At 54.0% G+C, this 11,888-nt stretch carries 12 protein-coding genes and 1 pseudogene; 9 read left to right on the forward strand and 4 right to left on the reverse strand.

The genetic code is table 11. The features are described 5' to 3' along the window. Positions 1 to 99 precede the first annotated feature (99 nt). Positions 100 to 762 (forward strand): DUF3386 domain-containing protein, encoded by a 663-nt coding sequence (locus ACVWY9_RS10950; protein WP_457388353.1) that lies wholly within the window; start codon positions 100 to 102, stop codon positions 760 to 762. A 114-nt stretch (positions 763 to 876) separates the two neighbouring features. Here ACVWY9_RS10950 and ACVWY9_RS10955 read toward each other — a convergent pair. Continuing rightward, a pseudogene (locus ACVWY9_RS10955) lies at positions 877 to 993 on the reverse strand (IS630 family transposase); the annotation flags it as partial. A gap of 11 nt (positions 994 to 1,004) precedes the next feature. Here ACVWY9_RS10955 and ACVWY9_RS10960 point away from each other — a divergent pair. After that, positions 1,005 to 1,781: an SAM-dependent methyltransferase gene (locus ACVWY9_RS10960; protein WP_414358094.1), complete on the forward strand. Its 777-nt coding sequence runs from the start codon at positions 1,005 to 1,007 to the stop codon at positions 1,779 to 1,781. Then, positions 1,781 to 2,113, forward strand: coding sequence for a cupin domain-containing protein (locus ACVWY9_RS10965; protein WP_011433845.1), 333 nt, complete (start codon positions 1,781 to 1,783; stop codon positions 2,111 to 2,113). The genes ACVWY9_RS10960 and ACVWY9_RS10965 overlap by 1 nt, the downstream gene beginning before the upstream one ends. Here the strand turns inward: ACVWY9_RS10965 and ACVWY9_RS10970 are convergent. Next, positions 2,110 to 2,997 (reverse strand): TVP38/TMEM64 family protein, encoded by an 888-nt coding sequence (locus ACVWY9_RS10970; protein ID WP_228375352.1) that lies wholly within the window; start codon positions 2,995 to 2,997, stop codon positions 2,110 to 2,112. The genes ACVWY9_RS10965 and ACVWY9_RS10970 overlap by 4 nt on opposite strands. Before the next feature lie 133 nt (positions 2,998 to 3,130). On the opposite strand from ACVWY9_RS10970, the gene ACVWY9_RS10975 reads away from it, so the two are divergent. After that, the gene (locus ACVWY9_RS10975) at positions 3,131 to 3,805 is read left to right on the forward strand and encodes a Fe2+-dependent dioxygenase (protein WP_011431398.1); all 675 of its coding nucleotides are present in this window, start codon (positions 3,131 to 3,133) and stop codon (positions 3,803 to 3,805) included. Here ACVWY9_RS10975 and ACVWY9_RS10980 read toward each other — a convergent pair. After that, the gene (locus tag ACVWY9_RS10980) at positions 3,802 to 5,175 is read right to left on the reverse strand and encodes a di-heme oxidoreductase family protein (RefSeq protein ID WP_011433844.1); all 1,374 of its coding nucleotides are present in this window, start codon (positions 5,173 to 5,175) and stop codon (positions 3,802 to 3,804) included. The genes ACVWY9_RS10975 and ACVWY9_RS10980 overlap by 4 nt on opposite strands. Positions 5,176 to 5,220: 45 nt before the next feature. Beyond that, positions 5,221 to 6,453, reverse strand: coding sequence for an imelysin family protein (locus ACVWY9_RS10985; protein ID WP_011433843.1), 1,233 nt, complete (start codon positions 6,451 to 6,453; stop codon positions 5,221 to 5,223). A 390-nt stretch (positions 6,454 to 6,843) separates the two neighbouring features. Between ACVWY9_RS10985 and ACVWY9_RS10990 the strand changes: the two genes are divergently transcribed. The 5 genes from ACVWY9_RS10990 to ACVWY9_RS11010 all read left to right on the forward strand — a co-directional run bounded on the left by ACVWY9_RS10990 (position 6,844) and on the right by ACVWY9_RS11010 (position 11,690). Then, positions 6,844 to 7,878 carry a chlorophyll a/b binding light-harvesting protein gene (locus ACVWY9_RS10990; RefSeq protein ID WP_457388354.1) on the forward strand — a complete coding sequence of 345 codons (1,035 nt, stop codon included), beginning with the start codon at positions 6,844 to 6,846 and terminating at the stop codon, positions 7,876 to 7,878. Positions 7,879 to 7,951: 73 nt separating this feature from the next. Beyond that, positions 7,952 to 8,461, forward strand: coding sequence for a flavodoxin FldA (gene fldA / locus ACVWY9_RS10995; protein WP_414407903.1), 510 nt, complete (start codon positions 7,952 to 7,954; stop codon positions 8,459 to 8,461). Between the two features lie 47 nt (positions 8,462 to 8,508). After that, positions 8,509 to 10,089: a chlorophyll a/b binding light-harvesting protein gene (locus ACVWY9_RS11000; RefSeq protein WP_414374509.1), complete on the forward strand. Its 1,581-nt coding sequence runs from the start codon at positions 8,509 to 8,511 to the stop codon at positions 10,087 to 10,089. A 189-nt stretch (positions 10,090 to 10,278) separates the two neighbouring features. Continuing rightward, the gene (locus ACVWY9_RS11005) at positions 10,279 to 11,070 is read left to right on the forward strand and encodes an alpha/beta fold hydrolase (RefSeq protein ID WP_414374510.1); all 792 of its coding nucleotides are present in this window, start codon (positions 10,279 to 10,281) and stop codon (positions 11,068 to 11,070) included. Positions 11,071 to 11,285: 215 nt separating this feature from the next. After that, positions 11,286 to 11,690, forward strand: coding sequence for a universal stress protein (locus tag ACVWY9_RS11010; protein ID WP_414357691.1), 405 nt, complete (start codon positions 11,286 to 11,288; stop codon positions 11,688 to 11,690). The last annotated feature ends 198 nt before the right edge of the window (positions 11,691 to 11,888 follow it).

The raw sequence follows: 11,888 nt of genomic DNA on the forward strand, positions 1-11,888 counted from the left end.
GAGCGGGTGGCCAGTCATAAGGAAACCTTAAAATCCCAAGGCCAGCCATCAGCCTCTACTAGGATTTAAATAGTAAAATTTCTCATTAAGGAGGAGATTATGGCAGCACAGCAAGCTCCGGCCCGAGAGCTATTCAAGGAGGCTTTTGAGAATCGCTACACCTGGGACAAAGACTTTCCTGGCTACCGAGCTGAGATAACCTACTTTCCCAAAGAAGGTGACAGCAGCCTCTCCTTCTCAGGAGTTGTGAGTATTGACCGCAACATGAAGATCGATGTTGCCGGCGTCGAGGACGAGGAGATCCGCCAGAAAATACGGGAACAGATGTGGGAAGTCATGGTGCATCGCGTTCGTCATTCCTTCGACGAGGAACACGGTGGCCACGCCTTTGCCTATGGAGAGCCACAAAATTCAGACATCACTGAAGTTCTTGTTTCGGGCTTATCTTCTACCGATAGGTACTGGGTTCAGGGCAAGCACATTCAAATGGTACATCGCCATCTTGCCAATCGGACAATTACAGTCTCAGTTCAAGAGTTTTACGATACAGGTGAGGGCTACCTACCCACTCACTACACTGCTGAGTATTGTAGCCCAGGAACTGGAGAAAAAACTCAAGCAAAGATGATCTACGAAGATCGTTATCAAAAAATAGGTCGGTATTGGATTCTGGTTGAGAGAAGAATTTGGGAAGAGCAGGATGGCCAAAAAAGTTCATCCCCTCAACTTTTCCTCTTCTCTAATATTCGATTTTTCGAATAGCTGAGAAAAATAAGTTTTTCTTTGCGGCTGTGGGCATCTCTCATTATAGAAGGTGATGAGGTGCTCACAGCCAAGCTCAAAACAGATGGCCACAGGGTACAGCCTGTTAAGGACTCAAGGGGTACAATAGCAGCACTTAGCAAACCAACTTCGGAAGGAGGATGGATTGATCAGTAGTAAAGAAGTCTTCACTATCTGCTCCATGCTATATTTCCCAATTCTGCAAAGCTTTGGAGTTACCTATGTCTAAGCTGGACTCAAAAAATGCACCTGGACACCAGGTACTGGCTGCGGCAGGTAAAAAGGCACTTCGACCGGGGGGCTTTGGCGCTACCGAACGGCTCTTCAAGTTTGCCGAGTTCCGTCGAGGAGAAACTGTGCTGGAACTTGCCTCAGGCCTTGGCTACACGGCTATTCGATTGGCAAAGCGCTATGGCATACATGTTACCGGCATTGAGAAAAATCCAGATAACATTGCTCGCACTCGCGCTAATGTTTCTGCAGCAGGGCTAGCCGGCCAAGTTGAGATCCTCGAGGGCGATATCTTTCACCTAGATCAAATCGATCAGAAATTTGACTATGTCTTGGCGGAAGCTATTTTAACAATGCAGTCCGATGCAGGAAAATCTAAGATTTTGTCAGGGATTTACAATTGCCTCAAGCCAGGGGGTAAGTTCCTCAGCCATGAGCTGCGAGTTGAGGGATCCAACAGCGACGCTATCCGCAAGGAGTTATCCTCCGTAATCCATGTCAATGCCAATCCTTTATCTACTGACAGCTGGCTTGCAACTGTTCAGCAAGCAAATCTTACGGTTGTCCAGTATGCCACCGGCCCCTTAACTTTGCTCAATCCCGTTGCTATTGCTACAGAGGAAGGATTGCCGACGCTCTTAACTATGGTGTGGAATGTGCTTACACGTCCTGTAATCCGGCAGCGGATCTTATCTATGAAGCAAATCTTTAGCCGATATCGAAATAACCTAGGCTACATCATACTGATTGCCAAGAAGGAGGCTTAATGATGTCTCTTGTCTCCCCTGAGTCACCTTTTTTGCAGCTCAAAGATCACATTGCTTATTCTGTGGAAGGAGTTCTCAGCAAGATCATTTGGAAAAGTGAAGTCTGCCAACATACTCTTTTCTGTATGGCGGGAGGCACAAGTATTTCCGAGCATACCTCCACAAGGGACGCTACTCTCCACGTCATTGAAGGAACTGGAGTCTTAACCCTTGCAGGTGAGAAGATCTCTCTATCTCCGGGCATATTTGTCTTAATTTCGGCAAATGTTCCCCATGAGTTAGAAGCCACTGCTGACCTTGCTTTTGTTCTGACTTTATCAAAGGCAAGTTAAGAACGCCGCCTTTTACTCAGCCAGCCGCTTAACATCGCCAAAGCAAACATTCCCAGCAAAGCAAAGCCCAGCAGCCACCTTCCCTGCTCTAGGATCCCTGCCCCCAGAGCCACTACTGGGGGTGTAGAGACGGCAATGCCCAAAGCTAGGGCGAGAAGAAAGTTCTGCCATTTTATTTGGGTTAGGCCGGCGGCGTAGGCGACAAAGTCGAATAGGCCCGTCATTAAAAAACCAGCTGTAAGAAAAATATTGTTTTCCAGATAGTTAGCTGAAAGGGCATCGACTTTGTACATCCATTGTCGCCCAACTACTCGCTGTACTAGGTCTCTACCAAACTTTCTGGCTAGGTAGAAGTTAAGTGTACAAGAGATAAAATCAGCAATTGCAATGTAAAGGATTCCCGATCCAAATCCAAAGAGGGCTCCTGCCAAGATGGAGTAAAGGGTGCTGGGTATGGCAGGAATAATAATACTCAGGGAGCGTAATCCAATCAGGGCAAGGGGTGCCCAGGGGCCTAGTTTTGCTATAAATTCTCGAGTTGCCTCTGGATCTAAGCGACGGGCCAGCAAGATGGCAGCTAACAGGACAACAAGCAACAACAGCAGTGAGAGGATGTCTTTCCTTTTTCTGGAATTGATTTTGCTGCTAGAGGACAAATCCTCTGAGGGGGTAGGGGACGATCCTACTGACTCGCCATCTGCTGACTTGTCAAAGGTAGTGCCGGGCGGATAATAGAGTTCATCCTTCAGGATCCAACCTGTTTTCTGTTGCAGATAGGCATGTGTGCTCAAGCCCAGACGCTTTGCCTCGGTGGCAACAGCCTTGTAGTCTAAGCCCAATAGCTCGCAGAGCTCTTTTTGTCGAATACCAGAAGGTGGCTGCATAGGGCAAAAGATCTCTACTTTCTCTGCTAGATGCTTAAGGTTTCCGAGGGATGCTCGAAGTAGGCATGATTTTCATAAGGCTTGTTTTGCTAGTGTAGAAGGTGTCATGTATTTTGCTTTTTAGAGGTTGATAATGATCTTGTGTATTGGCGATGTTCTTAGTTTAGCAGAATTGCAACAGATTCTGTCCCTCATAGCCGATGCTGAATTTGTGGATGGTGCTCTGACGGCAGGCTGGAATGCCAGGCTTGTCAAAAACAATAGGCAAATGCCAAAGGGATCCCTTCAGCAACGGAAGATAGAGGAGATTATCTTGGCAGCTCTAGAGCGTAATTTGTTGTTCCAGATGGCTGCCCGGCCCAAGCTCATTCATTCCATTTTAATTAGCTGCTACGAAGCGGGAATGTCCTATGGCACTCATACCGACGATGCGCTGATGCTCGATCGGCATCAGCTGATGCGCACGGATATTTCCTTTACGCTATTTCTAAGTGCCCCTGAAGACTATGATGGCGGTGAGCTGAAGATCGAGAGTAGCGAGGGGGAGCAAGCCTACAAGCTGCCGGCGGGTGCTTTGATCCTCTATCCTGCTTCCACCTTGCACCGAGTTGAGCCTGTAACCCGTGGGATCCGCTATGCTGCCGTCAGTTGGGTTCAAAGCCTAATTAGGGATCCGCAAGAACGCGAGATCCTCTTTGATTTACAGACTGTGCGGCAGCAGATGTTTCAGGAATCGGGCAAGACACGCCACTTTGATTTGATCTCCAAAGTTTACGCGAACCTGCTGCGGAAATGGGCAGAGCTCTAGAGGGATCGAAGAAAATAGAGCAGGGCTTCTCTGTCTTCAGCAGCCATATTTTTAAAGATCTCGCGGGAGCGTTCAGCTTCTCCCCCATGCCAGAGAATGGCCTCCTCGAGGCTGCGGGCGCGGCCATCGTGCAAATAGCCGGAGGAGGGCAGAACTGTCTGCGACAAGCCGATGCCCCACAAAGGGGGGGTGCGCCATTCTCGGCCCGTGGCCTCGAAGTCAGCGCGGCCATCTGCTAGTCCTTCGCCCATGTCATGCAACAGCAAATCGGTGTAGGGGTGGATGACTTGGTTGGCCAGGGCAGGGATCTCATGAATGCCGGTTTGTAGCTCTGGTCGGTGACACTTGGCGCATTGGGCTTGGACGAAGAGCTTTTCCCCTCGCTGAACTTGGGGATCCTGCCAAAGGGCGCGGCCAGGCACGGCCAGGGTTTGCACGTAAACGGTTGTCGCTTGGAGAGTGGCCTCGTCGATATCTTGGCTGCCATCCGCGGCCGGAAAAAGAGGATTCGTGACACCCATGTCGTTGGCGTAGGCGGCCGCAGTTTGTTGCCTGAGGTTGGGGGTATTGGCTTTCCAACCAAACCGTCCCAGCACCAGACGCTGCTGCTCTTGATCCCAAACCAAGTTGGGGCGGCCAGAGATGCCATCCCCATCGGCGTCGTCAGGATCGGCTGCTGCCAGGATCCTAGAAGCGGGAACGGCCTCCAGTAGGCCCGCTCCAAACACCGGCTGGGGGATCCGCAGGGAGATGAGGACAGGATCGATGGGCGATCCCTCCAGAGTTAACAGCTTTACAACAGGAGAACGCAGCCTGTAGGGAGTTCCGTCGGCGTACTCTCTGGTCTGCTCTACCCAGTGCAACTCCACCTTGGCCTCTGGCCGATAGCCCCGAACGGCCTTTTCTTGAACCTGCGTGCCGATGCCGGCCACAGGGGGAGTGTTGCTATGAGGAGCAATGGCCTCCCATCCAAAAGGCTGGGGATCCCCGCTTCTATCCAGGGATCCAACCTGGCTGACTCTGACGACCCGCTGCCCCTTGTCAGGAAAACCTCGGCCGTTTTTAACATGACAACCGGCGCAGGAGTTGTTGTTGAACAGAGGCCCAAGGCCGGGGTTAACAGGCGCCGGAGCGGTGACGAAGCGAGCCTCAAAGGCGATGTCCCCCAGGGCATGCAACCTGGCCCAGCGGGGATCCAAGTTGGGAGCCGGCTGCTCGTAGGCTGTTGAGGTGCGGTTCCAAAGGGTTGTTTCGCCACCCGCTCGAGGGGGCAATGGCTGGGATCCCTCTGGGGCAGCGGGGAAAGCCAGAAAGCTCGCCGCCCAAAGAGAGGCCAATCCCAGCATGAAAATCTGGAGAAGACGACGCATCGGCTATCAAAATATCGGCAACTCAGCTCTTTTGGGACTTTCTTACTACTGCAGGAGCGGCACAACTTCCTGAGCAAAGCTGTCGAAAGCGTCTTCAATTTTTTCCATAGCGGCAGTAATAGATCCACGGGCATTGGCATCGCAAAGGCTTTTTTCGATAGGGGCAGGGATCCCCTGGAGAGCCGCCGCCGCTGCTTGTAACTCCGACTGAATTTGACTATCCAAATTGGGATTGATGTCCCGGACAAATTGGCTCAGGCCACGACCTTTTCTATCTCTAAATCCGCCCAAGTAAGCATACTGAACGCTGCGCACATTGGCCTGGAACTCCGGCAGCGAATGGTGGGCAAAGCGACTTTCCAGCAGAAAAGGATTTTGCTGGGCGAAGGCTTCGCCAATTTTGACCTTGCCCAGCTCGTCCAACATGCCGAGAATACCTTGGGCTATTTCTTCAGCAGCAGCTTGCAGCGTGAGATAACTCTTGCTGCCCTCGCCGGCTTTTACCCATTCTTCGCGAAAAGCAGGCAGCCCTTGCACTCCCTCTGTCCAGCTTTTGAGCAGCTTTGCCGCCGTATCCGCCAAAACTGGGCCAAGGGCAGCCAAGTACTCCCGATCCCGCTCGGTAAAGTCTTGCAAAGACTTGTTGTTATCCACGCCAAAGAGCAAGAAGGCCACGGCATGAAATCCCTTTTGCCCGCTTTCCAACTCGGCCACGGTCTCTGGAGTGAGGGGATCGCCGCTGTTGAGAACTTCCAGCACCTCCACCTCGTTCAGGGGCCATTCGTCCAAATCCGCATCCAGCCCCAAATAAGCCGCCGGCCCAAAGGCAAAAGCCTCGCTCTCCTCCCAAGTGATGCGGGCAACAGACCAAGCCTGGCGAGCCGCTTGCAAAGTCTGGGCATTGGGATCTTGCACGAAGGCCTGGATGGCCTGAGACAGGGCCTGGGTATCGGCGACCAACTGCTCATAGGCAGGGATCACCACCTGATCGGCAAAGTCGAGCAAAATCTGCCGATCCTGAAACCGCTGCTCAGGAGAGAGCACAACGGCTGGCCGGCGAGAGCCTGCCCCTTCTTCCCCACCCTCGCCGCCGCCATCCACCGGGATAGGCCGACACTCCGGGTTCATTTGAGCTGCCTGCTGAGGCGAAGCCTGGCTCAGGGCCGGTGGATCCCCGCCGCCCGCAGCCGAGGGATCCTTTTGGGTTTCCCCGCAAGCGGCCCCGCTGACCAGAACATAAAGCCCTATCCCCGTCCACAGCTTCAGATACCTCGACATCTCCTCCGACTCCTTTGCCCTCGACTTGGCCAACTTTGGCTTGATTGTAATCCAGCTATTGCGACTCAATCTTAAGAAGGGAGAGATTTTTATCACCGGCTGCCACCGGATCGCCCGGCTCGTCCCTCTGCGGGCCAGCTTCCATCTGCAGCTTCCCCAGGTGGGGCTATGGGCGGATACAAGTCCGACTCTTAACAAAACTTAACTCTAAAGACATTGATATTTGTTTGCAAGAAGCCTAGAGTAGGTCACAGCTCGCTGTTGAGATTTACTCTCAACAGTTGGTTACGTGTCTCGAAAGGATGTGTCCGTGCGGCCAGAGGCGGGCCTGGGGCAAGGTCTCTGGCCTTTTCCTAGAAAAGCTTGTTTAGAAACGCAAGAGGAGCGGAGATGACAGCGACGACACTCAAGCAAGAAGGGGGATCTAGCTCGCAACAACAGATCCCGTGGTGGGCGGGCAACGCCCGTTTGACCGATCTTTCTGGCCGGCTGCTGGGGGCGCATGTGGCCCATGCCGGGCTGATCGTTCTCTGGGCAGGGGCGATGACCCTGATCGAGTTGGCCAAGTTTGACCCCAGCCGACCGATGTATGAGCAGGGGCTGATTCTCTTGCCCCACCTGGCCAGCTTGGGGCTGGGGGTGGGATCCGGCGGGGAAGTCCTGGATACGGATATCTACTTTGCGGTGGGAGCGATCCACCTCATCAGCTCTGCCTTTTTGGGGTTTGGCGGCATTTTTCATGCCCTGCGCGGGCCGGCGGTGCTGGATCCCAAAGCCTTTCCCCTGTTTAGCTACGACTGGCAAGACAAAAACAAGATGACCACCATCCTAGGGATCCACCTGGTGCTGCTGGGATTGGGAGCCTGGCTTTTGGTGCTCAAGGCAGTGGTGTTTGGCGGCTTGTTCGACCCGGTGGCAGGAGAGGTGCGCCTGGTGTCTCCCAACTGGAACCCCTTTGGCCACCTGTTGGGCATAGAAGGGCGCCACTGGATCGCCGGGGTGGACACTTTAGAAGACGTGGTGGGCGGCCACCTCTGGCTGGGCTTGCTCCTGGTGGCAGGTGGGGTTTGGCATATCGCGACCAAGCCTTTTGGCTGGGCAGAGCGAATTTTTGTCTGGTCGGGAGAGGCTTATCTTTCCTACAGCCTGGGAGCTTTGGCCTTGATGGGGTTTATTGCTGCCTATTTCGTTGCGGTTAACCCAGTGGTTTATCCCGAAGTTTTCTATGGGCCGCTGCTTCAGGTGGGCTTGGATCGCTATCCCTTTTTTGAGCAAGGAGAGGCTCTCACGTCTAGGGTTTGGCTGGCCAATGCCCACTTTTGGCTGGCCTTTTTCTTCCTTCAGGGCCACCTTTTCCATGCCCTGAAAGCCCGAGGATTCAATTTCCGTACCGGCAGAGTAGAGCTCGCTGCACAGCAGGCCTAACGGCACGCTGAAGGCATTGACTATCTAGCCATCTGATTTTGAGCTTCGCACTTGCAGTTTCGAGGTAGGAGCAATGGCAAAAATAGGTCTATTTTTCGGCACTCAAACCGGAAATACCGAAAGAGCTGCCGAGATGATTCAAAAAGAGCTGGGCGAAGACAATGTAGATTTAATTGACATTGCCGAGGCCAACATTGAGGACTTTGAGAAGTACGACTACTTAATCATCGGCTGTCCAACTTGGAATATTGGGGAGCTTCAGGCTGATTGGGATGGTTTTTTCCCAAATTTGGATGAGATCGATTTTTCCGGTAAGACGGTAGCCTACTTTGGAGTTGGGGATCAGTTGGGCTATCCCGACAACTTTCAAGATGCCATGGGGATCCTGGCCGAAAAAATTGCCGAGCGTGGCGGCAAAAATGTCGGCTCCTGGCCTACAGAAGGCTACGAGTTCAACGAGTCTAAGGGAGTGGTTGACGGTGAGTTTGTCGGCCTTGCTCTGGACGAAGATAACCAACCAGAGCTGACGGAAAAACGAATTAAAGAGTGGACGGCTAAACTAAAAACGCTCTTCAATCTGTAATTCAAACCCGGCTTCTTAACTTGTCATTGATACTGTGGGAGTTTGTCATGACCGGCGCAGTTCTATCTTCATCGCCTACTTCTGCTGAGGGATCCCCTCAGGTCAGTTGGTTGGCAGGGAATGCTCGTTTGCTCAACCTATCCGGAAAGCTGCTGGGGGCCCACGTGGCCCATGCGGGGCTGATCATGCTGTGGGCCGGCGGCATGACCTTGTTCGAGGTGGCCCACTGGGATCCAAATCAACCTATGTACAGCCAGGGGCTGATTTTGTTGCCCCATCTGGCCAGCTTGGGCATCGGCGTCAACGCAGAAGGGGTGGTTACGGATCCCTATCCCTTTTTTGTCGTGGGCGTTCTGCACCTAATTGCCTCGGCAGTGCTGGGGGCAGGAGGGATCTTCCATGCCCTTTTGGGACCAGAGGTGCTGAGCAAGGGGAAAACCTTTGCCGAGTTTTTCGGCTACGACTGGGAAGATGACGACAAGATGACCACCATCCTCGGCATCCACCTGCTGCTGCTGGGGCTGGGTGCATGGCTGCTGGTGGCCAAGGCTCTCTTTTGGGGAGGGCTGTACGATGCCAACCTGGGCCGCGTGCGGATCGTTGCGGATCCCACCCTCAATCCGCTGCGGATCTTCGCCTACTTGACGCCGCTGATGGGTCAGCAGGGCATGGCCGCCGTGGACAACCTGGAAGACCTGGTGGGGGGACACATCTACGTGGGCCTGCTCTGCGTGCTGGGGGGATGGTGGCACATAGCCACGCGCCCCTTTGCCTGGGCCAAGCAAGTCTTGATCTACTCGGGCGAAGCCTACCTCTCCTACAGCCTGGGGGCCCTGGCTTACATGGGCATCTTGGCGGCCTATTTTGTCAGCGTCAATGAGATCGCCTACCCTGCGGCTTTTTACGGGCCGCTGGGGCTGGCCGCTGACGAAAGGGGAATTGTAAGCAGCCGTACCTGGTTGGCTACAGCCCACTTTGTCTTGGGGATCCTGTTTTTGGCGGGGCACATCTGGCATGCCATCCGGGCGCGGGCGGCGGCCAGCGGCTTTGACTTCCAGCGCGGGGGCTGGGTGCGAGCCACAGATCCCCAGGTGGGCAACTTGGACACGCCGGTAAACCAGGGCGATCTCACCCTGCTGCTGCTGCAAAACCTGCCCATCTACCGGGAGGGCTTGTCGCCTTTCCTGCGCGGTTTGGAGATCGGCATGGCCCATGGGTACTTCCTGGTGGGGCCGTTTTACAAGTTGAGTCCGCTGCGGAATTCGGAGCAAGCCCTGACGGCAGGTACGCTGGCGGCCATTGGTCTGGTGCTGATCCTAACGGTTTGTCTTTCGATCTATGGACGAGTCTCTTTTCCGCGCTCGCGGCTGGTGGCGGTGGTGAACACCCCCTATGGAGAGGTGGCCTATCCGACGCCGGGAGTGCAACTGATGGCGGAATCGCAGGGATCCCCTCAGCCGGTGCGAGTACCGGCAGGATCGGAGGACTTGCCCGAAAACTTGCGCACCCGTGCCGGCTGGAGCCAGTTGGCGGGAGGGTTTCTGGTGGGCGGCGTTGGCGGTGCCCTGTTTGCCTACATGCTCCTGAACAGTGCGGACGTGTTGGCCCAGATTTTGCCTGGGCTGTGAATGAGGTTTGAGGCTCCCTGGTTCGGGGATCTGCAGAAAGGAGAGGGGTATTGTCCCCTCTCCTCTATCCAGATCGGCTCGGATCCTTTGGGCCGCATTTTCCAATGGCAATTGCACTGTTCACAATTGCATGGTTCAACCGCACTTTGCCGGTTGGTTTCTGGCTACTGGACTTTGTAGATCTTTTGTTTGGCTAGCAGCCTTGATGGTTTTAACAGTCGAGATGGAATAGCGAATATGAGTTTAAGCTCCGCTTCTGCGCTCGCTTTTGAGGCCCTGTATCTGGGCATTTCTCCCAGTCTCAAGCTCTTTGATCAGCCTTTATTAGGATCCCTGGGGAAATGCTTTCGGATAGCCTACTGGGAGTACCACCAAACCCAGGATGAGCCTTGTAGCCTGGAGACTGTAATCACGCTGCTATACGAATATCTCAAAGCTTGGGATCGACCCGTTCATCTTATCGGCCACGGCTTGAGCGGGGTGGCCGCTTATCTTTTTGCCTGCCGTTACCCACAGCGGGTACAGTCTCTGACCTTGCTGGCCGTGGGAGGTTGGCCTGCTACCACTTGGCATGCCCATTTCTATGTGCAGCGAAAAATCTTTTGCTGGAGTCGGGAACAACTCTTGGTGCGTATAGCCCAGAGCCTTCTACCTACTTCAGAACAGTGGCGAGCACGCTCACTCTCCTATGCTCTGGCTAAAGATTTGGATACTTCTCCCATACCTCACTCCCTATTTCAGGTGATAGCGATTCCAGCCCAGAAAGTGTCGGTGCCGATGTTGGTTTGCGCCAGCAAGGATGACCCCATTGTGGATCCTGCTTCGCTCGAGAAGTGGAGAAACCACCTAAAGCCAGGGGATCAAATGTGGTTTTGCCCTGGGGGGCGACATTTTTTTCATTATTCTTTTCCAAGTTTGGTCAATCTGAAAATAATGGATTTTTGGCAGGAATTGCGTAAACTTCAGCCCAGCATGGCTTAGGGCGGCTGGACTTTCGCGGGATGATAGAATGGCTACTCATCCAAACAGCAGAGGAGCTCCGTTTGCAGCTAGGGCGAAGCAGCCCAGGTGGAGCCCCTGACAACAGGAAAACGGGCAGGGGTGGAATGAGGCCATTGAGCTCCCGGTAAAATTGATAGAATAGGGCAAGCCCCCAACTTGGATAGGGAATGGGCTTGACCGCGGAATCCGCGACTATGTTCGACAAGCTGCTCTTTCCCATCGACAACTCGCGTGAGACCAGCCACGCCTTGCCCTTGGTGGCAGACATAGCGCAGCGCTACAAAAGTCAGGTGTACTTGCTCTCTGTACTGGATGCCGCGGAGCTGGACGCGGAGAGGGCGGAACAAGCTCGGCAAAACATCCACAACCTGCTCAAGCAAACGGAGTCTGGCCTGCATCAAATCGGCCTCAACAGCGTCAAGAGTGAGTATCGAGAGGGAAAGGTGCCTTTTGTCATCTGTGATGTGGCAGACGAGCTGGAGATTAGCCTAATTGTAATGGGATCCCGCGGCCTCACCCTCTCCGGAGAGGGGCAGAATAACTCTGTCAGCCACCGCGTGATCGATCTTGCCCCCTGCCCGGTGTTGGTCGTGCCCTGAGGAGAGGGATCCCATTGACCAAAAGGCGCGGCAAGCCCCGTCCTTCAGGGCAGGGAAGGATAGCGCCGACCGTAGCCGACGCCCTTTAAAAACGCAGTGCCGTCCATGTGAATATCGTTGTCATCACGCATAGGCCAAGAATACGATTGAGCGGTGCAACGACTTCAAGCCTTCAAGTACGAATTGCTGCCCAACAGC

This window comes from Thermostichus sp. OS-CIW-31, from assembly GCF_054060305.1.

Excerpts from the sequence above, each read along its gene's own strand:
- ACVWY9_RS10960 (WP_414358094.1), top strand. The coding sequence starts at position 1,005 with ATGTCTAAGCTGGACTCAAAAAATGCACCTGGACACCAGGTACTGGCT.
- ACVWY9_RS11000 (WP_414374509.1), top strand. The coding sequence starts at position 8,509 with ATGACCGGCGCAGTTCTATCTTCATCGCCTACTTCTGCTGAGGGATCC.
- ACVWY9_RS11010 (WP_414357691.1), top strand. The coding sequence starts at position 11,286 with ATGTTCGACAAGCTGCTCTTTCCCATCGACAACTCGCGTGAGACCAGC.
- ACVWY9_RS10975 (WP_011431398.1), top strand. The coding sequence starts at position 3,131 with ATGATCTTGTGTATTGGCGATGTTCTTAGTTTAGCAGAATTGCAACAG.
- fldA (WP_414407903.1), top strand. The coding sequence starts at position 7,952 with ATGGCAAAAATAGGTCTATTTTTCGGCACTCAAACCGGAAATACCGAA.
- ACVWY9_RS10970 (WP_228375352.1), bottom strand. The coding sequence starts at position 2,997 with ATGCAGCCACCTTCTGGTATTCGACAAAAAGAGCTCTGCGAGCTATTG.
- ACVWY9_RS10965 (WP_011433845.1), top strand. The coding sequence starts at position 1,781 with ATGATGTCTCTTGTCTCCCCTGAGTCACCTTTTTTGCAGCTCAAAGAT.
- ACVWY9_RS10985 (WP_011433843.1), bottom strand. The coding sequence starts at position 6,453 with ATGTCGAGGTATCTGAAGCTGTGGACGGGGATAGGGCTTTATGTTCTG.
- ACVWY9_RS10950 (WP_457388353.1), top strand. The coding sequence starts at position 100 with ATGGCAGCACAGCAAGCTCCGGCCCGAGAGCTATTCAAGGAGGCTTTT.
- ACVWY9_RS10980 (WP_011433844.1), bottom strand. The coding sequence starts at position 5,175 with ATGCGTCGTCTTCTCCAGATTTTCATGCTGGGATTGGCCTCTCTTTGG.
- ACVWY9_RS10990 (WP_457388354.1), top strand. The coding sequence starts at position 6,844 with ATGACAGCGACGACACTCAAGCAAGAAGGGGGATCTAGCTCGCAACAA.